Origin of the sequence: Aliiroseovarius sp. S1339 (assembly GCF_023195695.1) — a bacterium.
Classification (GTDB): Bacteria; Pseudomonadota; Alphaproteobacteria; order Rhodobacterales; family Rhodobacteraceae; genus Aliiroseovarius.
In genome coordinates, this window is record NZ_JALPQG010000008.1 from 139510 (window position 1) to 159874 (window position 20365).

At 59.0% G+C, this 20365-nt stretch carries 19 protein-coding genes; 5 read left to right on the forward strand and 14 right to left on the reverse strand.

The window, feature by feature from the left end; all coding sequences use genetic code 11:
* The first annotated feature begins 115 nt into the window (after window positions 1-115).
* Window positions 116-2116, forward strand: coding sequence for a ComEC/Rec2 family competence protein (locus MUY35_RS13375; RefSeq protein ID WP_248369401.1), 2001 nt, complete (start codon window positions 116-118; stop codon window positions 2114-2116).
* A 61-nt stretch (window positions 2117-2177) separates the two neighbouring features.
* Window positions 2178-3140: a LysR family transcriptional regulator gene (locus tag MUY35_RS13380; protein ID WP_248369403.1), complete on the forward strand. Its 963-nt coding sequence runs from the start codon at window positions 2178-2180 to the stop codon at window positions 3138-3140.
* On the opposite strand, the gene MUY35_RS13385 is transcribed toward MUY35_RS13380, so the two are convergent.
* From MUY35_RS13385 to secG, 12 genes are all read right to left on the reverse strand, one after another.
* Window positions 3137-4357, reverse strand: a complete 1221-nt coding sequence (locus MUY35_RS13385) for an aminotransferase class I/II-fold pyridoxal phosphate-dependent enzyme (RefSeq protein ID WP_248369405.1) — start codon at window positions 4355-4357, stop codon at window positions 3137-3139. The genes MUY35_RS13380 and MUY35_RS13385 overlap by 4 nt on opposite strands.
* A 181-nt stretch (window positions 4358-4538) precedes the next feature.
* Window positions 4539-5918 carry a glutamine synthetase family protein gene (locus tag MUY35_RS13390; RefSeq protein WP_248369407.1) on the reverse strand — a complete coding sequence of 460 codons (1380 nt, stop codon included), beginning with the start codon at window positions 5916-5918 and terminating at the stop codon, window positions 4539-4541.
* On the reverse strand, window positions 5918-6598 hold the full coding sequence (locus tag MUY35_RS13395) for a type 1 glutamine amidotransferase (RefSeq protein ID WP_248369409.1): 681 nt from the start codon (window positions 6596-6598) through the stop codon (window positions 5918-5920). Before MUY35_RS13395 ends, MUY35_RS13390 begins: the two co-directional genes overlap by 1 nt.
* A 149-nt stretch (window positions 6599-6747) precedes the next feature.
* Window positions 6748-7554, reverse strand: a complete 807-nt coding sequence (locus MUY35_RS13400; protein WP_248369411.1) for an ABC transporter permease subunit — start codon at window positions 7552-7554, stop codon at window positions 6748-6750.
* A complete protein-coding gene (locus MUY35_RS13405) occupies window positions 7551-8435 on the reverse strand; it encodes an ABC transporter permease subunit (RefSeq protein ID WP_248369413.1) in 885 nt (294 codons plus the stop codon). Before MUY35_RS13405 ends, MUY35_RS13400 begins: the two co-directional genes overlap by 4 nt.
* A gap of 101 nt (window positions 8436-8536) precedes the next feature.
* The gene (locus MUY35_RS13410; RefSeq protein ID WP_248369415.1) at window positions 8537-9259 is read right to left on the reverse strand and encodes a transporter substrate-binding domain-containing protein; all 723 of its coding nucleotides are present in this window, start codon (window positions 9257-9259) and stop codon (window positions 8537-8539) included.
* A 45-nt stretch (window positions 9260-9304) separates the two neighbouring features.
* Window positions 9305-10108: an amino acid ABC transporter ATP-binding protein gene (locus tag MUY35_RS13415; RefSeq protein ID WP_248369417.1), complete on the reverse strand. Its 804-nt coding sequence runs from the start codon at window positions 10106-10108 to the stop codon at window positions 9305-9307.
* Between the two features lie 265 nt (window positions 10109-10373).
* Window positions 10374-10829, reverse strand: coding sequence for a TerB family tellurite resistance protein (locus tag MUY35_RS13420; protein WP_248369419.1), 456 nt, complete (start codon window positions 10827-10829; stop codon window positions 10374-10376).
* Between the two features lie 61 nt (window positions 10830-10890).
* Entirely contained in the window at window positions 10891-11184 is a 294-nt protein-coding gene (locus tag MUY35_RS13425; RefSeq protein WP_248369421.1) for a DUF1330 domain-containing protein, read from the reverse strand.
* Window positions 11185-11201: 17 nt separating this feature from the next.
* Window positions 11202-11867 carry a hypothetical protein gene (locus tag MUY35_RS13430; protein ID WP_248369423.1) on the reverse strand — a complete coding sequence of 222 codons (666 nt, stop codon included), beginning with the start codon at window positions 11865-11867 and terminating at the stop codon, window positions 11202-11204.
* Window positions 11868-11875: 8 nt separating this feature from the next.
* On the reverse strand, window positions 11876-13519 hold the full coding sequence (locus MUY35_RS13435) for a CTP synthase (protein ID WP_248369425.1): 1644 nt from the start codon (window positions 13517-13519) through the stop codon (window positions 11876-11878).
* Between the two features lie 311 nt (window positions 13520-13830).
* Window positions 13831-14199 carry a preprotein translocase subunit SecG gene (secG, locus tag MUY35_RS13440; RefSeq protein WP_248369426.1) on the reverse strand — a complete coding sequence of 123 codons (369 nt, stop codon included), beginning with the start codon at window positions 14197-14199 and terminating at the stop codon, window positions 13831-13833.
* Between the two features lie 198 nt (window positions 14200-14397).
* On the opposite strand from secG, the gene MUY35_RS13445 reads away from it, so the two are divergent.
* Both MUY35_RS13445 and MUY35_RS13450 read left to right on the forward strand, forming a co-directional pair.
* A complete protein-coding gene (locus MUY35_RS13445; RefSeq protein ID WP_248369427.1) occupies window positions 14398-15693 on the forward strand; it encodes an adenylosuccinate synthase in 1296 nt (431 codons plus the stop codon).
* 14 nt (window positions 15694-15707) lie between these two features.
* Window positions 15708-15971, forward strand: a complete 264-nt coding sequence (locus MUY35_RS13450) for a DUF2842 domain-containing protein (RefSeq protein WP_248369429.1) — start codon at window positions 15708-15710, stop codon at window positions 15969-15971.
* Between the two features lie 100 nt (window positions 15972-16071).
* Here the strand turns inward: MUY35_RS13450 and MUY35_RS13455 are convergent, their stop codons facing one another.
* Complete coding sequence (locus MUY35_RS13455) at window positions 16072-18108, reverse strand: hypothetical protein (protein WP_248369431.1); 2037 nt, start codon at window positions 18106-18108, stop codon at window positions 16072-16074.
* A gap of 145 nt (window positions 18109-18253) precedes the next feature.
* Between MUY35_RS13455 and MUY35_RS13460 the strand changes: the two genes are divergently transcribed.
* Window positions 18254-18922, forward strand: a complete 669-nt coding sequence (locus MUY35_RS13460) for a thiamine diphosphokinase (RefSeq protein WP_248369539.1) — start codon at window positions 18254-18256, stop codon at window positions 18920-18922.
* Here MUY35_RS13460 and MUY35_RS13465 read toward each other — a convergent pair.
* A complete protein-coding gene (locus MUY35_RS13465) occupies window positions 18919-20298 on the reverse strand; it encodes an L-serine ammonia-lyase (protein ID WP_248369433.1) in 1380 nt (459 codons plus the stop codon). The two genes, MUY35_RS13460 and MUY35_RS13465, sit on opposite strands and share 4 nt — an antisense overlap.
* Window positions 20299-20365: the final 67 nt, after the last annotated feature.

Here is a 20365-nt window from a genome sequence, read left to right on the forward strand (position 1 = left end):
GGTGAAACCGTCGGCCCGAGCTTGTCCCGACAGGCTTTACGCAAAACAGAGGCTGTGAACAAGGGTGCTGGTCCACAACGTCTTGACGCGGATAGAGGAAGAACGCGGTCGCTTCATGCATTGGGCGCCTCTGTTTTTGGGCACCGGCGTCGGCACCTATTTCGCGCTGCTGTCCGAGCCGACGGGGCCGATTTATGCCAGCCTAATTGCGTTTGTCGCATTCTGCGCGCTTATCGCTTGGCTTTGGCCGTGGGGATTTGGGCCACTTGCCATCGCGGTCGGTTTGGTTGGGTTTGGTTTTTGTCTGGCAGGCGCGCGGGCGCATTACGTCGCCGAACCGGTGTTGGGGTTCCGCTATTACGGCCCGGTCGAAGGTCGGATCGTCAAGATCGACCGCTCACAATCTGATGCGGTGCGGCTGACGCTGGACCGGGTGCGGCTGGATGATGTCGGCCCGACGATGCACGCAACCACCGTGCGGGTGTCGCTGCATGGTGATCAGGGCTATCTGGCCCCGGCAATCGGCCAGCGCATCGCGATGACTGCGCATCTGTCCGGCCCCAACGGCCCGGTTGAGCCCGGCGGGTTCGATTTTCAACGCATGGCATGGTTTCGCGGGATCGGAGCGGTAGGCTATGCGCGGGTGCCGGCCTTGTTGCTGAAACCACCCGAGCCGGGCATCGCCCTTGCGGTATCGCGTATGCGCCAGAACATATCGGCTTGGGTGCGTGGGGTGCTGCCGGGCGAAACGGGGGCGTTTGCGGCGGCGATCACCACGGGTGATCGTTCCGCCATGGGCAAAGACACGATTGGGGCGCTGCGTGCGTCTAATCTTGCCCACCTTCTTGCGATCTCTGGCCTGCATATGGGGCTATTGACGGGCTTCATCTTTCAGGCCATGCGCATGGTGCTGAGTCTTTGGCAAAGCGTCGCCCTTCGCTATCCGATCAAGAAGCTGGCGGCCTGCGCGGCTATTCTGTCGGGTGCGTTCTATCTGGCTCTGTCTGGCGGCAATATCGCGACCGAGCGCGCCTTTGTCATGGTCGCCACCATGTTCGTCGCCATCCTGTTTGATCGCCGCGCCCTGTCCTTGCGCGCCGTCGCCATGGCGGCGATCATCGTTTTGACGCTGCATTCCGAGGCCTTGGTTGAGCCCGGCTTCCAGATGTCGTTTGCTGCCACGACGGCTTTGGTTGCAGTGTTTGGCTGGCTTCGCGACAGGGCACGCAATGACGGCGCATGGCGAGCATCCAAATGGGCGCGCCCGGTGCTTGCGGTTGTCATATCTTCCTTTGTGGCGGGCATGGCGACGGCTCCGTTTGGCGCGGCGCATTTTAATCAGATCAGCCATTTCGGCTTGCTGGCGAACCTTTTGTCTGTGCCGATAATGGGCGCGCTGATCATGCCTTTGGCGGTGCTGGCTGCGCTGTTGTCGACGGCCGGGCTTGGCTGGTTGCCGGTCAAGCTGATGGGGCCGCCGATTGACTGGATCATCGGGGTGGCGCGGTTTGTGTCGTCGCTGGATGGCGCGACTGGACAGGTGCCCGCCCCGCCGGATGCGGTGTTGCCCATGGTGGCGGTGGGCGGGATCTTAGCGACGTTGTTGACCCGCCGTGCGCGCCTGATGGCGTTGGTGCCGTTTGTCGCTGCTGCGCTTTTGTGGTCGCAGGCCACGCGCCCGCCAGTGTTGATCAGCTCGACTGGCGGGCTGGTTGGGGTGATGACAGACGCCGGGCGTGACCTGTCCAAACCGCGCGGCGAAGCCTTCGCGGCCCTGTCATGGTTGGAAAATGACGGCGATGCGGCAGATCAGGAAACCGCTTTTGCGCGTGTCGGACTGACGGGGAAGCCCGGGCATTTGACAGCAAAGCTTGGCGGAGCGGTGCTGATCCACCTGACAGGTCGCGGCGCTGGCGATAGGGTGCTGGATGCCTGCGGCGAAGCCGATCTGGTCGCGCTGTCGGGCAAGCCGACAACGGACCCACCCGCGAACTGCACTCTTTTGGACCGCGCTGCCCTTTCAAAAACCGGGGCTGTGGCCCTGTGGCCTGATGCTGATGGGTTTCGCATCGAAACCGCTCGCGCACGCGCCGGAAACCGGCTTTGGACGCGTTAAGGCGCAAGCCTGTTGCCCGCCATGCGCAAAGCCCCTAGCTTTCCGGCAAAGGAGCATAAAAATGGTCGAGACAGCAGGGCGCATCACCCTTTGGGGGGTCGAGGTTTTTGTGGCGGCTGCCGACGAACGCTCGATCTCGGTTGCGGCGCGGCGGCTGGGGGCAAGCCCGTCATCTGTCAGTCAACAACTGACCAACCTGGAAACCGCACTGGGCGCTCCACTTCTTGACCGTTCGGCCCGCCCGATGAGCCTGACACCTGCCGGGGCGTTGTTTTTAAAACGGGCGCAGGCGATCCTGAACGAAGCCGAGCAGGCCCGTGCCGAGCTGGCGCTTGGGGCCATGTCACACCTGTCTCGCTTGCGTCTTGGGATGATTGAAGATTTCGACGCCGACGTCACGCCGCGGCTTCTGTCGGATCTGGCCGGTGAGATGAAAACCACGCGGTTCCTGTTGGAAACAGGCGCTTCGCACCGATTGCATGACCAGTTGGACGCGCGTGCGTTGGATGTGATCATCGCGGCAGACACAGGTGCCTCGGCCCCATGGATGGAGGTGCACGCGTTGATGGAAGAGCCATTCGTCGCCGCAGTGCCGAAGGGCCTGATCAACAAGGGCGATCCAATACAGATACTGCGCGATCTGCCATTGGTGCAATACACCGCGCGCCATCATATGGGGCGGATGATTTCGGACCACCTTGCACGCCACAACATCCGACTGAACAACCGGTTCGAGCTAGACAGTTACCACGCCATCATGGCGATGGTGGCCGCAGGTGCAGGCTGGTCGATCATCACGCCTTTGGGCTTTTTCCACGCGCACCGCTTCCGGGCGCAAACTGATCTGATCGAACTGCCCTTTGCGCCAATGACCCGGCGGATCAACCTGACAGCCCGCGAAGGGGTGCTGGGCGAGCTGCCGCAAGACATGGCCGCCCGTGCCAAGCTGATATTGAGTGAGATGATCGTGGACCCTGCCGCCCAGACCTATCCTTGGCTGCGCGACAAGCTGGTACTGCTTTAAGCAGCGTTTATTTCGGCCGTTGGGGCTTTGACCTCTGCGGCCGCGGCGACAAGTGCGTCGGCAATGAAATCCAGATCAGGCTGTTTCAGGCGCACCGGAAGGCGCGTGTCACAGGCGCGCATCAGCATCGCGCGGGTTTGCGGCAACTCGCCTTGATCGCCAATAAATTTCCAGTTCCAAAAGGCACGCGCGTTGTCGGTGCTCATCCCGAAGACCTGAACCGCGACACCGCGCTGTTTGGCGGCCTCTTGAAACGCCAGCGTGTCGGCGTCGCTCATTCCAACAAGGTTAAACTGGATGGAATCTGGCGCACGCGTTTCGGGGGCGAGTGGTGATGGTACGTCGATCCCTGCACTTTCGTTCAGTCTTGCGGCCACATAATCGTGGTTTCTCAACCCGTCGGTGACACGCCGCTCCAACTCCCCCAGCTGAGGGCGAATGACTGCCGCCGACAGGTTTGACAGCCGTGTGTTGTAAAGCGGCAGTTGATTTTGCCAGCGCGCGAAGGCGTCGGCCAGCGCGGTCGTATTATCGCCGTGGGGTGTTTTGTGTTTCTTCCAATTGTGCTCGTAAGCGCCGGACATGATGACCGCGCGGGCGATCAGATCAGCGTCATCGGTGATCAGAATTCCCCCTTCGCCCGCGTTCAGCATCTTGTAGGACTGGAACGAGAAACAGCCGATCTTCCCAATCGTGCCGATCTTGCGCCCGTGCCACAACGTGCCCAGCGAATGGGCGGCGTCCTCGATCACCGGCACACCGCGCGCATCACACAGCGCCATGATCGCATCCATGTCTGAGGTATGGCCGCGCATGTGGCTGATGATGACCGCCTTGATGTCGTCTGTTAGCTTGGCCTCGAAATCGGCCATATCGATGCGATAATTGTCTTTCACATCTACCAGCACTGGTTGGCAATCCGCGTGGACGACCGAACTGGGCACAGCCGCAAAGGTGAACGCCGGGACCAAAACCTTGGCGTCGCGGGGCAGGTCCAGCGCCTTCAGCGACAAAAACAGCGCCGCCGAGCAACTGGCCACGGCCAGCGCGTATTTCGCGCCCATAAGGTTGGCAAATTCGGCCTCTAGCAGGCTGACCGGCGCGTCGTCTGCAGCGGTATAGCGAAACAGGTCGCCGGATTGCAAAAGCCGGTCAATTTCGGCGCGGGCGGCTTCGGGGATGGGTTCTGCGTCATAGACGTTGGGGGCAAGGGTCAAAATCCGGCTCCTGCTCTTGTGGACGAGAATCGGAATTATTTCGATTTTCCGAAACTCTTCTTCGGAGAATCCGTAAATGACTCCACCGCAAAAAACCAGAGGAATGTTGGTGACGGCCCGTGCATTAACGGAACCCGCCGACGCAAATAGTTATGCGTCGGCGGGTTCCGTTCACAGAAGCTTAGACGTTCAGCAGCAGATGTTCGCGTTCCCAAGGGCTGATGACTTGCAGGAATTCATCATATTCCGTGCGTTTCACGATCGAGTAGACGCGGGCGAATTCCGGTCCAAGCACCTCGTGCATTTTCTTGGCCTCGTCGAACAGGTCAAGCGCGTAGCCTTGGTCGCGGGGAATATCCTCTTCGCCCTCATAGGCGTCGCCTTTAAACTGTGCGGTTGGGCGTTTTTCTTCGATCAGGCCCAGATATCCGGCGGCAAGGCTGGCGGCGATGCCTAGATATGGGTTGCAATCCATCCCAGCGATCCGGTTTTCCACTCGCCGCGCCTTGGGCGAGGACAGAGGCACGCGGATACCTGTCGTGCGGTTGTCACGCGCCCATTCAAGATTGATGGGGGCGGCGTTGTCCTTTACGTAACGGCGGTAGCTATTCACGTAAGGTGCCAACACGGCCACCACGCTGGGCAGGTGATTTTGCATTCCCGCGATGAAATGGAAGAACGCGTCTCGGTCGCCGCCTTGCGGACCCGAGAAGATGTTTTCGCCCGTTTCTCTGTCCAACACCGAATGGTGGATGTGCATGGCCGAGCCGGGTTCTTCAGCGATCGGCTTGGCCATGAACGTGGCAAAGCAATCGTGGCGCAATGCAGCCTCGCGGATTAGGCGTTTGAAATAGAACACTTCGTCAGCCAGTTTAATCGGGTCGCCGTGGATCAGGTTGATCTCAAGCTGGCCTGCACCACCTTCTTGGGTGATGCCGTCGATTTCAAACCCTTGCGCTTCGGCGAAATCATAGATGTCGTCGATCACTGGCCCAAATTCATCGACTGCCGTCATCGAGTACGCCTGACGCGCCGCCGCAGGGCGACCCGAGCGGCCCATCATCGGTTTGATTTTCTCGGCCGGGTCGATGTTGCGCGCGACAAGATAAAACTCCATCTCGGGCGCGACCACGGGTTCCCAACCCTTGGCGTGATAAAGGCCAACAACACGTTTCAAGACATTTCGCGGGCTGAATGGAATGGGCTGGTCGTTGCGGTCGAACGCATCGTGGATCACCTGAAGGGTCCAGTCGCCGGTCCAAGGCGCGGCCGTGGCCGTCGACATATCGGGGACCAGGGTCATATCACGTTCGATGAAGCCTTCTTCGCCCGCCGCTTCGCCCCAGTCACCTGTGATGGTCTGATAGAACACGCTGTCGGGCAGGTGAAAATAGTCCTGACGCATGAATTTGCGGGCGGGCACGGCCTTGCCGCGCGCAATACCGGGCAGGTCCGAGATGATGCATTCGACCTCGTCCAGCCGTTTGCCGTCCAGATAGTCCTGCGCGGCCTCGGGCAGGGCTTTCATCCAGGCATTGGTCTCTGCTTTCAACTTGTCCATTACCTGTCCCCTTTGTTCAGGATATCTGCCATTTGATTTGCGAATTTCTGGGCGTCGATGACCTGCGCCAGACCATCCTCGGCCTTTGCCAGAATATCTTCTGATATATTGCCGCGACCGCGGTATTTGATCAAAGCGTCGATCATCTGCGCGGTGAATTCCGGGTGAGGCTGGATCGTCATGATCTTGTCTCCGATCATCAGCCCTGCATTTTCGCAAAACTCGTTGGAGGCAAAGACGCGCGCGCCCTCGGGCAATTCAACCACCTGATCTTGATGCCAAGCATTCAGCGCGATTTTTTCGCCGTTGATGTCATAGACCTGACGCCCCACAGCCCAGCCGCCATCAAACTTCTGCACCTTGCCGCCAAGGGCTTGCGCGATGATCTGGTGGCCAAAGCACACACCCACAAGCGGCAGGTTCGCGTCGCGAATTTGGCGAACCAGTTCTTCCAGCGGCGCGATCCAGTCGTGATCTTCATAAGCGCCGTGTTTTGAGCCTGTGATCAGCCAGCCATCTGCTGCATCGGGTCCGTCGGGGAAAAGACCATCCACCACACTGTAGGTCGTAAAGTCATAGCCATGCCCGTCCAGAAGGCGGGTGAACATCTGGCCGTAATCGCCAAGATCATCGCGCACTTCGTCAGGGGAATGGCCGGTTTGAAGGATACCGATCCGCATGAATCACCAAATTTGATCAAATTATGAGTTGGACCCTAGCCGAGCCGTTCGACCGGGGCAAGGGGGCAAATCTGCTGACCGGGTTATGCGGCTGGCAGGACTGCGCGGTCGCTTTTTTATAGATGGTGGCGTCGGCCCGTGGAACAACGTTACCGCATCATCGTGCGCATGAAGCCGGGTCTGCGGATGACGGCTTGCGGCAAGTGCCGGTTCAGCCGTTTCCCGATTGTCCCGAAAATCGTGATCACCACCAGCGTCAACAGGATGAAGAAACCTGCCAGAATGGGATAAGGGATGAACGGGTTGAAGGTTTTGTCGGCAAAGTAGCTTGCATAATATAGCGCGTCGCCCCGTTGCGCCCACACCGGAAAGCCCGAGAAGAAGACCAGCGCGGTGGCGTGGAACAGAAAGATAGCCTCGTTCGTATAGGCGGGCCAAGCCAGGCGCAGCATCGACGGCCAGACGATCCGCGTGAACCGCGTGCGCCCGGTTATGCCATAGGCGTCCGCAGCCTCAAGATCGCCCTTCGGGATCGACTGAAGTGCGCCGTAAAAGATTTCGGCGGTGTAGGCTGTGGTGTTCAGGAACAATACCAGCGTCGCACCCAACCAAGCCGAGGTGAACGGCGCAAAAAACGGAAAGCTTTGCTTCAACACGACGAAAACCGCATAGGCAAAGAACATCTGGATAAACAGGGGCGATCCGCGAAACACGTAGATAAAAAATTCAGCAGGCTTGCGCAGCCACGCGTTCTGGCTGTTCTTGGCCAGTGCCATACCGGTCGCCGCAAAAAAGCCAAAGACAATGGCAATCAGGCCGAAATAGATGTTCCAGATCATGCCCGAGCCGATCAACGTCACCTGTTCGCACAGGGTGAAATCCTCGCGCGGAAGCAGCCGTTCGCCGATGCCGAGCGACCGGAGCGCATAGTCCTGAACGGTTTGAAGGCAACTCATTGGGCAGCCTTTCGTTGCGCTTCGCCAGCAGCGGTGGCCTGACCGTGCGACAGGCGGCGCGAGATGCGTTTGAACACGCGTTCGCTGATCGATGTCAGCATCAGATAGAACACGAGTAGCGCGAAGAAATAGATCGCGTGCCAGTTGCCATGCGGATATTCAGTAAACCTCGCGGTCTTCAACCCGCCAAGCTCCTTCGCCCAATAGACGATATCCTCGACCCCCAAAAGGAACAAAAGCGGCGTGGCTTTGACGAGGATCATCCACAGGTTAGACAGGCCGGGCAGGGCGTAGATCCACATCTGCGGCACGAGGATGCGCCAAAAGGTCTGGCGCTGGTTCATGCCATAAGCTTCAGCGGTTTCAAGCTGGGCACGGGGCACAGCCCGCATCGCGCCATACAGCACATTGGCCGCAAACGCGCCGAACACGATGGCAAAGGTCAGCACCGCGAGCGAAAAGCCATAGGCCTCGTGCATCCACTGGGGGCTTGTCGACAGGGGCAGTTTGGCCTGTGTGCAGACCACGAAGTCGCTGCCTTGGCGGATCGGCTCGGACCAATCGGGGCATTTAACTTTGTGGCGCAGATATTCAAACGCCTGATCCAGAGCGATCACGAAAAACATAAAAAACGCAATGTCGGGCACGCCGCGCACAATCGCCGTATAGGTCTTGCCCAGCAGGCTCAGCGGCAAGAACCGTGACCGCGCGGCGGCGGCACCGGCAAAACCGAACATCAGCGCCACCGGCGCGGTGATCAACAACAGCACAATCACCGTCAGGAAGGACGCGTAAAAGCCCATGTGCTTCCCAGTGGTCAGGTAGCAGCTGAGCCAGCTAAAGCCCTCAAGCGTTGACGGATCGGTGCAGTAGGAAAACATTGCGGATACCGGTTGGAAATCAGGCCACGCCGGACGGACGGTGTCAGTTCGGGTGGCAAAAAAGGCCCGCGCGGCAGTTGAGCGCGGGCCAAAAGATCAGTTTAAAACTGCGAGGAGACTTCCCACTTGGCAATCAACTCGTTCAACGTGCCGTCGTCCTTCATGGACTGGATGGCTTTGTCGAACATGTCGCGCATGTCCGCATCGCTTTCGCGAAAGCCCATGCCGACGCCGCCGCCGATGGCTTCCATCCGCTCCAACATCACCAGCCCGTCCGAGCCGACCATCGTATCAAGGAAGCTTTTGTCGGCCAGAACCGCATCAGCTTCGCCGCTTTTCACAGCGGCTACGGTTTCTTCGGGGGTCGGGAATTCGACAAGGGTCCAACCCTGTTGGGCCACAAACGCGGCTTGAATGGTGGTCGCCTGCGCGGCCACAACAGCCGATGCCGGGTCAACGTCAGTCGACATGGCAAGGTAAGCCGAGGGGTCTGGCGGGGTGTAGGGCTGAGTGAAGTCAATCACTTCGTCACGTTCGTCGGTGATCGACATGCCTGCGATGATGGCATCATAGTTGCCCGACACGAGGTTAGGGATGATCGAGTCCCATTCGTTTTTGACCCATTCACAGGTCATTTCAGCGCGTTTGCAAAGCTCGTCGCCCAATTCGCGCTCGAAGCCGTCAATCTCGCCGGCGTCGTTGACAAAGTTCCACGGAGCATAGGCGCCTTCGGTGCCCAGACGCACGGTCTTGCCGTGGTTGTCGGCCATCGCGAAGCCTGCCGTGACCGCAAGCGCTGCGGTCGAAAGGATCAGCTTTTTCATTAGTTAACTCCCTTTGAGTGTTGGTTGATTGTTTGATTATGCAAGTCAGCCCGGTTGGGTGGCCGACAGGAACTGTTGAAGTCGCTCGCTTTTTGGCGACCCGAACAGCGTTTCGGGGGGGCCTTCTTCTTCAATAAGACCCTGATGTAGAAAAATGGTATGATCGGATACGTCAGCCGCCAAGCGCATATCGTGGGTGACGATTACCATGGTGCGCCCCTCTGACGCCAAATCCTTAATGACCTTGACCACCTCTTGTTCCAGCTCCGGATCAAGCGCCGAAGTCGGCTCGTCAAACAACAGCGCTTTGGGCTCCATGCACAACGCGCGCGCAATGGCGGCGCGTTGTTGCTGCCCACCGGACAGTTGTGCGGGCCAGACATCGCATTTGTCGCCAATGCCAACTTTCGCCAGATAGGCGCGGGCCTTTTCTTCGACTTCCGCCTTGTCGCGACCCAGCACCGTGACCGGCGCTTCCATCACGTTTTGCAGGATGGTCATATGGGACCAGAGGTTAAACTGTTGAAATACCATCGAAAGGTTGGTGCGAATACGGGTGACCTGTGCGCGGTCGGACGGGTGGCGATGCAACGCATGGCCGCGCCATGTAATCGGCTCGCCTTCAAAAATCACGTCCCCCTGCTGGCTGTCTTCAAGCAAGTTCGCGCAACGCAGCAGTGTTGACTTGCCCGACCCCGAAGACCCGATCAGCGACACGACGTGCCCACGTTCGGCCACCAGATCGACGCCTTTCAAAACCTCAAGCGCCCCATAACTTTTATGGAGATCGCGGATTTCGATGACGGGCGTTGCTGTGGTGGGGCTTTGGGCAGCTTTGTCTAGTGGCACGTATGAACCTAGTGGTGAAACAAATGGTGTGACAACGGAGTAGGGCGCATATTTACCTGAAATGCAACGGCGAAAAGGCGGGGAAGTTGCGTAAATCTGGGCGGATCGGCGGTTCAGCGGTCATATTGCGCAGTGCTAAGTGCTGCCCGCGCGCATGAGTGGAAGCCGAGGATGGCGACGCCCGCGGGCTGGTATCAGCGGCGCTTGTCTCCGGATTCACGGGCGCTCCCATCGCGGCGCAGAGGGCGATAACCAAGCTATTGAATCAGCCAGCGCCACCGTTCATGGCCTTGGCCGCGCGCAGGCGTGCTTCGTTGCTTTGAAGGTCCGTGATGCCCAGAAAACGCGGGATCATCCGCATCAATGCGTCCTCTTCCGCCGTGCGCACGCCGTCGGCCAGCACGACAGACCAAGCGGCTTCGATCACCGCGATGCGGTCATCAAGTCGGACGCCGTCTTTGACCGCATTGGTAAAGCGCACAGTGTCGGGCGCGGCGGCCTCGACCTCTTCCGCCTCGTGCAAAAGGGCGACCGCGGCGTCGGGCGTCAACCCATAGCGTTTGGACAGAATGCGGGTGATCTCGTCGATTTCACTCGCGCCATAAGCGTGGTCTGAACGGGCAAGCCGCACCAGGATGGCGGTGATCGCAAGACGCGCGTCATCGTCCCCCAGCGGGGCGGGATCAGGTTGCGTCAGTTTGGTCAAAAGAGCTCGGATCATCAGGGATATCTACGTGCGTTTTAAGAAAATGTCAGGAGTCAGAGGACTTACGAGCGATCACTTAGCCGTCATATCCACCGATAATGATCAAATCGCAGATCGCAGCAGGTTCGCGGAACGCCTTCGCCGCTTGGTATTCATCGCTGTCATAACAGGTTTGGGCGGCTTCAAGGCTTGGAAATTCGATCACGACATTGCGCGTGCGGCTGGTGCCTTCGCGCGCGTCAAATGCACCGCCGCGTACCAAAAATCGCGCGCCGAACGTGGCGAACGGCGCAGCATTGGCGGCGATGTATTTCTGATAAGCGGCGTCGTCGCTGACGTCGACCCGTCCGATCCAGTAACCTTTGGGCATGACAACCTCGTTCAAATTCAACTGCCCAAACTGTCCAGTGAATAGCGGATATCGTCAACGGCAATTCCGCCGGGGTCGTGATGGGTCAGCGTGACCGCCTTGGCTGGCGGGGTGATCAACAGTCCGATCTCGTTCACGCCGTGGGCTGGATGCAGGTCATGCTGCGCGATCCTTGCACCGGTGGGATCGTAAAACGTTAGCGTCACTGTCCCCGGTGCGGGGCGCGTGCCCAAAGGGTCGGCATAATCGGCGTGCAACTTGATTGCGAAGGCCGAGGTCCCGCCTTCAAACACCAGCGCCAACGCGCCTTCACCCCGCCCAGAGCGTTTCTCAAACCCATCAGGCCCAAGCGGGAAAGCGGCGTTGGAGCCGAATCCTGCGTGATAGGCGACCGCAATTGCGGCGTGTTTTCCGCCCATGCTGGCGCGGGCTGGTAGGCTGAGTTGGCCGTCAAGCACATCAAACCCGTCAACAGCGCGTAAGCTTTGCCCATGTAGCTGTGCACCGATGGTCAAACCGGGAAAGGTGAGCAGGCCCTGCACGATCTGTCCGGGCTCCGGCAGCGTTGCAAAGTCTTCAAAATCGACAAGACCCGGCAAGTGCCCGGCGAGATCGCTGTAGTCGACTGATGTAATTTCTCCGCCCAGAAGGGGTGTGGCGATGCAGACCAAGAGGGTGGCCAACGCCCGGATCATACCAGACGCTCGACCTCTTTCGCGGCGCGCACGAAGTCGGCGAACAGGGGGGCCGGGTCGAACGGTTTTGACTTCAGTTCAGGGTGGAACTGCACGCCGATGAACCACGGGTGGTCCTTCCATTCGACGATTTCAGGCAGGCGGCCATCGGGTGACATGCCCGAGAAGTGCAAACCGCACTCTTCCAACTGTTCGCGGTATTTGGTGTCGACCTCATAGCGGTGACGGTGGCGTTCTTCGATGGTGGTCGTGCCATAGACCTCCGCCACCTTTGAGCCTTCCGCCAGCGTCGCGGTATAGGCACCCAGTCGCATCGTGCCACCCTTGTCGTCGGACACATCGCGTTTCACCCGGTAATTGCCCTGCACCCATTCCTTCAGGTGATAAACAACTGGCGTGAAACGATTTTCACCGGATTCATGATCGAATTCTTCGGACCCAGCATCCTTGATCCCGGCCACATTGCGCGCGGCTTCAACCACCGCCATTTGCATCCCAAGACAAATGCCCAGATAGGGGATTTTGCGTTCGCGGGCGAATTGTGCGGCCTTGATCTTGCCTTCTGTGCCGCGTTCGCCAAAGCCGCCGGGCACTAGGATGGCGTGGAAACCAGCCAGATAGGGGGCGGGGTCTTCCTCCTCAAACAGCTCGGCGTCCACCCATTCCAGCTTCACTCGAACCCGGTTTGCCATGCCGCCATGCATCAAAGCCTCTTTGATCGACTTATAGGCATCCTCTAGCTGCGTGTATTTGCCAACGACCGCGACGCGCACTTCGCCTTCGGCGTTGTGAATGCGGTCTTCGACATCTTCCCAGCGACGCAGGTCGGGTTTGGGGGCGGGGGCGATCTGGAACGCATCCAGCACGGCCTGATCCAGACCGACATGGTGAAACGCCATCGGGGCCTCATAGATCGACTTCAGGTCATAGGCCGGGATCACAGCGTCAAGGCGGACGTTACAAAACAGCGCGATCTTGGCGCGCTCTTTTTCCGGGATGTTGTGTTCGGCGCGGCAGACCAGCACATCCGGCGCGATGCCGATCGAGCGGAGTTCTTTTACCGAGTGCTGGGTGGGTTTCGTCTTCAACTCGCCCGATGCTGCAAGGAAGGGCAACAGCGTCAGGTGCATAAAGATACATTGGCCGCGCGGGCGTTCCTGACTGAATTGGCGGATGGCTTCAAAGAAGGGCAGGGCCTCGATATCGCCGACCGTGCCGCCGATTTCACACAGCATAAAATCGACCTCGTCATCGCCGATTTCAATGAAATCTTTGATTTCGTTGGTGACATGCGGGATCACCTGGATGGTTTTACCCAGATAGTCGCCGCGCCGTTCTTTTTCCAAAACGGTTGTGTAAATCCGGCCTGAACTGACCGAGTCCGTGTTGCGCGCCGCTACCCCGGTGAAACGCTCGTAATGGCCAAGATCCAGATCGGTTTCTGCACCGTCATCGGTAACAAACACTTCGCCATGTTCAAACGGGCTCATCGTGCCGGGGTCGACGTTCAGATAGGGGTCAAGTTTGCGCATCCGCACTGAATACCCACGCGCCTGCAACAGCGCACCGAGGGCAGCGGCAGTCAGCCCTTTGCCCAAAGAAGAAACAACACCACCGGTGATGAAAATGTAACGTGCCATGCGTCAGGCTGCCCCCGTGAAGTCGGCGCAAATGCGCCTTTGATTATTGGCTCTCGAACTCTGCAAATGGCCATAAAAATGGCTCAAGCGAATCCGCTTTCCACGGGGTTAAAGAGATAACCGATTCCGATGCCCCGCGCAACAAGATCGCAAGATGATGGGGCGGATAATCTGCCCCTCCTCAAGGTATTGTGGGTATTAACGCGTTTCGAGATTAAGTTGTGACACAACTTGGTCTCGAAACGTTCACAACATCAGGAAGTTTTGATCGTTTCGCGCCAAACCTGTTCGCAAGTTTTTCGCGAAACGCTTTAGTCCGCGCGGGGCGGGGTCAGGCTGTCATCTGCGCTGGTCGGCGGAAGCATATCTGTCACGTCCGGCAGGGCGGGCGCGTCGCCCTCAGCCGCCGGGGCTTCAATGCCCAGCGTGTCGATAACCGAGCTGTCAGCCGAATTCTTCGCCGCAATAACCGTCAGCGTGATCGAGGTGCCAAGAAAGGCAATCGCAAAGACCCAGGTCAATTTGCCCAATGCCGTTGCGGCCCCGCGTGATGACATGACGCCACCACCACCACCGCCGCCACCGATGCCCAGGCCGCCGCCCTCTGACCGTTGCAAAAGCACGATCCCGATCAGGCCAAGGGCCAGGATCAGGTGAATGACGAGGATGACGTTTTCCATAAGGGACGCTTCCGTGGCTGGAGGTTCGTTCGATCTGCGGGGCTATGTAGGGGAAAAGCGGAAGGGGTGCAAGAAGCGCTGGGCGCCCAATGTGCAATTGTGGTGCGCGATTGTCGTCCACATGCGGATTACGGGTTTCAAGCCGCGTCATGTGCAGCTATGACCAGTGCGGGTTTTCTTTGTGATAGGAAAAAGACCATGGCCAATGTTGTCGTCGTAGGCGCCCAGTGGGGCGATGAAGGAAAAGGCAAGATCGTTGACTGGCTCAGCGAACGTGCCGATGTGATCGCGCGCTTTCAGGGCGGCCACAATGCGGGCCACACGCTCGTTGTGGAAGGCGAGGTTTACAAGCTGCACGCCCTGCCATCCGGCGTGGTGCGCGGCGGCAAGCTGTCGGTGATTGGCAATGGGGTCGTGCTGGACCCCTGGCACCTGTTGAACGAGATTGAGACGATCACCAAGCAAGGTGTCGTCATCTCGCCCGAGACGCTGATGATTGCCGAAAACACGCCGCTGATCCTGCCGTTCCACGGTGAATTGGATCGCGCACGTGAAGAGGCGGCCAGCAAGGGCACCAAGATCGGCACCACCGGGCGCGGTATCGGCCCCTGCTATGAAGACAAGGTCGGTCGCCGTGCGATCCGTGTGGCCGATCTGGCTGACCACGCAACGCTTGAGGCCCGCGTCGACCGTGCGCTTCAGCATCACGACCCGCTGCGCAAAGGTCTGGGGATCGAAGCGATCGACCGCGACGCGCTGATTGCACTGTTGAAAGAGGTGGCACCGAAGATCCTGCGCTTCGCCGCGCCGGTCTGGAAAGTGCTCAACGAGAAACGCAAGGCGGGCAAGCGGATTCTGTTTGAAGGGGCGCAAGGCGCGCTTCTGGACATTGACTTCGGCACCTATCCCTTTGTGACCTCGTCCAACGTGATCGCCGGGCAGGCGGCGACGGGCGTGGGCCTTGGCCCTGGCTCGATCGACTACGTGTTGGGCATCGTGAAGGCCTATACGACCCGCGTGGGTGAAGGCCCGTTCCCGACCGAACTTGACGACGCGGACGGCCAACGCCTTGGCGAACGCGGCCATGAATTTGGCACCACGACCGGGCGCAAGCGCCGCTGTGGTTGGTTCGACGCGGCCCTTGTGCGCCAAACCTGCGCCACCTCGGGTGTCTCGGGAATTTCGCTGACCAAGCTCGACGTTCTGGACGGGTTTGAGACGCTGAAAATCTGCGTGGGATATGAGCTGGACGGCAAGCGGATGGATTATCTGCCCACCGCCTCCGATCAACAGGCACGCTGCACGCCGATCTATGAAGAAATGCCCGGCTGGTCAGAAACGACCGAAGGCGCGCGCAGCTGGAATGATCTGCCTGCCAACGCGATCAAATACGTGAAACGGGTGGAGGAACTGATCGACTGCCCGGTCGCTCTTTTGTCCACCAGCCCCGAACGGGACGATACGATTCTTGTCACCGACCCGTTTGCCGATTGATCGGGCGCGGGTAAATGGCATTGGGATACAAAGCACGTAAGCGATTGTCTTTGCTGGTTTTACTGGTGGGGCTGCCGCTTTACATCATCGTCGCTGTATCGGTGGTCAACCTATTTGAGCGCCCACCGATCCTGCTGGAATTGCTGGTCTATATTGTACTCGGGTTCCTGTGGATGATCCCGCTGCGCAAAGTGTTTCTGGGGGTCGGGAAACCTGACCCGGACGCGGACCCCGACAGCTATCCGCATGACCCGGTAGACCCGAACAAGAAGAAGTAGGGTTGGAGGCAAGACGCACAGGACGATAGCTTCGAAGCTACAGACATAAAAAACACGGCCAGAAAGAGGCCGTGTTTTTTCGTTTTCTTCTAAGAAAGACTTAAGCCGTTTGGCGACCGCTTTCATCAGATTCGTCGCCTTCTGCCAAGGCATAGCGGCCCGGTGCGATTTTGCTGATGCGACCTGCACGCAGCAAACGACCGAAGGCGCGCAAGGCTTCTTCGCGCGATATGCCGCCATTCACATTCAGGCCAACCACCAGCCGCAACACATGCGGACGGCTGAATTGCGGCAGACCCTGCACTTTGGTCGCATAGGTGGCCGCAGCCTCCATCAGGCCGTTCATATCCGAGGCATCCGCACCGTTCACATAAGCCGCAAAGCCATCCTGCGACGGATCGGCGGATACGGCAGGACCGCTTGCATTCGCCCCATCAATCTGGGTCTGTCCAGCAACCGTTTCAGCTTTGCTGCCGGGTTTGCGGCTGACACGGCGCGGGCGCACGATGCGCACGGCCTTGTTCGACTTGGTTTCAACATCTGCGTCGTCACCAGCGTCATCGTCGTCATCAGCGCTATCAACGCGCTGCTCTGAAACCAGAACCAGCGGTGCCATCCGAAGCGAACTGCCTTTGGCCTCGGTGTTCTCGGGGCGCTTGGGGCGTACGGCGCGGGCCAAATCTTCGCGATAGGGGTCTTCTTCGTGCTCGTCAGTGTCAATTTCACCGGCGTCTTCATCCGCGCGCTTGGCCTGAACCGCCGCCTTCAGATGCTCGATCGAGTTGCGACGGCGCGAGACCTCTTGGCTGTCCATCTTGTCATTGGTTTCCGCCAGGATACGATTCAAAGTCTCGTCGCTTTGATCAGCACCACCTTGGTCAAACACCTGATCGCGACGTTCGCGACGGGCTTCGGTCTTAACCTCATGGTCGATCATGTTCATCAGCGTCAGCGTCGAATGATCGTCGCCGTCTGCGTCGCCTTCGTCAGAGTCCGTTGTGTCGGCGGTTTCCGCGTCCAGAATGGTCGCGTCTTCCACAATTTTCGGAGTGACGGATAGTTCTTCGGTGCCGTCGTCGCGGCGCATCCGCTTGACGCGCACAACACGATTGACCGGTGTCAGGGTGGGGCCGGCTTCGTCGTCGAAGGTGTTTTCCAGCAGGTTGGTGACGCCGTCTTCCAATGTGCCGCCGGTGGCGTCTTCATCATCATAGTTGTCATCAAAGCTGGCGGCGGCGTCGGTTTTACCGTCCTGCGCGTTCAACTGCGACAAGATCGCGTCAACGTCACCGTCGGTTTCTGCCTTTACACTGTCGTCAGCTGACAGAAGCAGCGGGCCGCCCTTAGTATTGTCTTCTTCCTGCTCGGCGTCGACTACATCAGTGGCACCGGGGTCTTCATCAGCCAGAGCGACCTCTGGCTGGTCCTGCTGATCGTCGGTTGGCACCTCATCAGGTTGAACAATAACCTCAGCAACCTCAGCGTCGTGGCTTTCTGCTGCCGCCAAGTCTGTTTCGCCATTGCCTGTTTCATAGAACGGCTCGGTATCCGGGTCGTCAGAAAAACTGTCCAAGTCGGTGACGTCTGCGGCCGCACGAATCCGGTCCAGTTTTTCTTGTGCGCTTTCTACCTCGACATCGTCAGTCACGACTGCTGCGACGTCTGCTTCGGTTTTCTCGGCTTGGACAGCGGCTTCAACTGGGGCTTCGGCTGCGACTTCTGCAGCAGGGGCGTCTTCAGCAGGGGCCGATTCGGGCTCTGCGATCTCGGCTGTCTTCTCTTCTTCAATCTCGTCGGCTGGCTGATCGGCCGTGTCGTCTTCCAAAAGCGCGTTTCCCGCCACCAGCGTTGCGCCGGTTTTGGTCACAGCCGTCAGGGCAGAGTCTTCCTGACGCAGAACCACGCCATCCTCTTCCACACGCGCCTCGACCCGTTTTTGCACTTCGCGTTCGGCGATTCGGTGCAGGACTTCGGCATCGGGGGTTGGGGGTTCAGCGCCAAAATAACGGTCATCTGCCGCCAGATCACGGAAATACTCCGCAATGGATTTCATTGTCCCAAATGGCTCGTCGAATCCTTCAAGCGTGCACGAAAAGGTGCCATAGGAAACAGTGAGGATTTTGCTGTTACTCACCATGGATAACTCACTTTCTCCTCCGAAACTGCACAGGTATACAGACTGTACATGGTTCCGGGAACTTAAACAAAACCGCTAAAAAATCACGGTATTTTTCCGGACAAATCCGTTCTTAAAGGCAGATTGGGAGACAATTGTGTCCATAATGAGATATTTTCGTCAATTTTCCTACAATGTGACCTTGTTGGGCGGAGGTGCGGTGAATCCCGATATTCTTTCACAGTGCGTGGACCTTGCGCCAGAGCTTGTCGCCGCCGATGGCGGGGCGGATCAGGCGCTGGAATTGGGGCATGTTCCAGTGGCGGTTGCGGGCGATATGGATTCTGTTTCTGCCCATGCGCGTGAAACAATCGGCGCGGATCGCTTTGTCGAGACGCCGGACCAGAATCGCACCGATTTTCACAAGACGCTAGATCTGATCGACGCGCCGGTAGTGCTGGGTGTTGGGTTCATGGGAAAACGGCTGGACCATGAATTGGCGTGCTACAACACGCTGGTACGCATGCCTGAAAAGCGCGTCATCTTGGTGGGCGAGGTCGACATCTGCTTCCATTTGAACGGCGAACTCAAGATGGCGTTGCCGGTTGGCACACGGTTTTCACTGTTTCCAATGGCGAGGGTGAATGTGCGCGCAACCGGGTTGGTCTGGCCGGTTGAGGATCTGGAAATGTCGCCTTGGGGTATGATCGGCACATCGAATGAAACGAATGCCCCGAACGTCAACATAAAGGTGGACGGACCGGGGCTGTTGGTGATCCTTCCCCGCGCGCATTTAACCGATGCCATTGCGGCTTTGACCCCGCCCAAAGCTTAGCAGTTTGGCACGTTCACGGCCAAACCACCCAAAGACGTCTCCTTATACTTTTCCGACATATCCTGTCCGGTCTCGAACATCGTCTTGATGCAGGCGTCCAGCGGAACAAGATGCGTTCCATCTCCGCGCAGCGCCAGTGACGCGGCAGACACGGCCTTGATCGCGCCCAACCCATTGCGTTCGATGCACGGCACCTGCACCAGCCCGCGCACCGGGTCGCAAGTCAGGCCCAAGTGGTGTTCCAGTGCGATCTCGGCGGCGTTTTCGATCTGCATAGGGGTGCCGCCCATGACGGCACACAGCCCGGCGGCGGCCATGGCGCTGGCCGATCCAACCTCGGCCTGACAGCCGGCTTCGGCCCCCGAGATCGAAGCGTTGTGTTTGACGATCCCGCCAATCGCGGCGGCGGTCAGCAGAAATTCGTGAACCCGTGATGGAGCCGCGCCGGGCACGTGGTGCAACCAATAGCGCACCACCGCTGGCAGCACGCCCGCCGCGCCATTGGTCGGGCTGGTCACGACTTGCCCCCCGGCGGCGTTTTCTTCGTTCACCGCCATCGCATAGACGCTCATCCAATCGTTGATGATGTGCGGGGCGGACAGGTTCATCCCCTGTTCGGCCATCAGGCTGTTGTGGATCGCCATCGCACGGCGGCGCACCAAAAGGCCGCCCGGCAGAATGCCGTCCTGGGACAGGCCACGGTCGATGCAGTTGTTCATCACCTCCCAAATCCGGTCCAACCCTTCTGCCAGCTCGTTCGGGCTTCTATGTTCCAACTCATTGGCGCGCTTCATTTCGGCGATGGATTTGCCGGAGGTCTTGGCCATCTCAAGCATCTGTACGGCCGAATCGAACGGGTAGGGGTGGATTTTTGCGTCACGCGCATCCAGCACAGCTTCGCTGGCTTGTTCAGCTTCGGTCACCACAAAGCCGCCACCGATGGAATAATATGTTTCGCGCACCACCACGTCGCCTTGCGCGTCCGTGGCCATCAACTGCATCCCATTGGCATGGCCGGGCAGGGGTGTTTCGTAGTTGAAGATCAGGTCGGTTTTCGGAGCAAAGGCAAGCGGCCCCAGCCCTTCGGGGTTAACGGTGCCGGTGCGCGCGATCTCGGCCAATGTGGCCTCGGCTTTGGTATGGTCGTAGCTTTCGGGCAGGAACCCGGCCAGACCAAGGATGGTTGCGCGGTCGGTCGCGTGGCCGACCCCGGTGAACGCCAGCGATCCATGCAGCGAAGCCTGAAGGCCGACAACCTTGAAAGGCTGCGCGCGCAGGTGATCAAGGAAGCGCCCAGCAGCCACCATCGGCCCCATCGTGTGGGACGAACTGGGGCCTACCCCAACTTTGAACATGTCGAAAACGGACAGGAACATGATGACCTCGCGCAGTAAGTTGTTCGGACTACAGTTATCATTCCCGGCCGTAATGTCCGCGCGAAAA

Coding starts and splice junctions, on each gene's coding strand:
- MUY35_RS13375 (WP_248369401.1), top strand. CDS start 116: ATGCATTGGGCGCCTCTGTTTTTGGGCACCGGCGTCGGCACCTATTTC.
- MUY35_RS13380 (WP_248369403.1), top strand. CDS start 2,178: ATGGTCGAGACAGCAGGGCGCATCACCCTTTGGGGGGTCGAGGTTTTT.
- MUY35_RS13390 (WP_248369407.1), bottom strand. CDS start 5,918: ATGGACAAGTTGAAAGCAGAGACCAATGCCTGGATGAAAGCCCTGCCC.
- MUY35_RS13395 (WP_248369409.1), bottom strand. CDS start 6,598: ATGCGGATCGGTATCCTTCAAACCGGCCATTCCCCTGACGAAGTGCGC.
- MUY35_RS13400 (WP_248369411.1), bottom strand. CDS start 7,554: ATGAGTTGCCTTCAAACCGTTCAGGACTATGCGCTCCGGTCGCTCGGC.
- MUY35_RS13405 (WP_248369413.1), bottom strand. CDS start 8,435: ATGTTTTCCTACTGCACCGATCCGTCAACGCTTGAGGGCTTTAGCTGG.
- MUY35_RS13410 (WP_248369415.1), bottom strand. CDS start 9,259: ATGAAAAAGCTGATCCTTTCGACCGCAGCGCTTGCGGTCACGGCAGGC.
- MUY35_RS13420 (WP_248369419.1), bottom strand. CDS start 10,829: ATGATCCGAGCTCTTTTGACCAAACTGACGCAACCTGATCCCGCCCCG.
- MUY35_RS13425 (WP_248369421.1), bottom strand. CDS start 11,184: ATGCCCAAAGGTTACTGGATCGGACGGGTCGACGTCAGCGACGACGCC.
- MUY35_RS13435 (WP_248369425.1), bottom strand. CDS start 13,519: ATGGCACGTTACATTTTCATCACCGGTGGTGTTGTTTCTTCTTTGGGC.
- secG (WP_248369426.1), bottom strand. CDS start 14,199: ATGGAAAACGTCATCCTCGTCATTCACCTGATCCTGGCCCTTGGCCTG.
- MUY35_RS13445 (WP_248369427.1), top strand. CDS start 14,398: ATGGCCAATGTTGTCGTCGTAGGCGCCCAGTGGGGCGATGAAGGAAAA.
- MUY35_RS13450 (WP_248369429.1), top strand. CDS start 15,708: ATGGCATTGGGATACAAAGCACGTAAGCGATTGTCTTTGCTGGTTTTA.
- MUY35_RS13455 (WP_248369431.1), bottom strand. CDS start 18,108: ATGGTGAGTAACAGCAAAATCCTCACTGTTTCCTATGGCACCTTTTCG.
- MUY35_RS13460 (WP_248369539.1), top strand. CDS start 18,254: ATGAGATATTTTCGTCAATTTTCCTACAATGTGACCTTGTTGGGCGGA.
- MUY35_RS13465 (WP_248369433.1), bottom strand. CDS start 20,298: ATGTTCCTGTCCGTTTTCGACATGTTCAAAGTTGGGGTAGGCCCCAGT.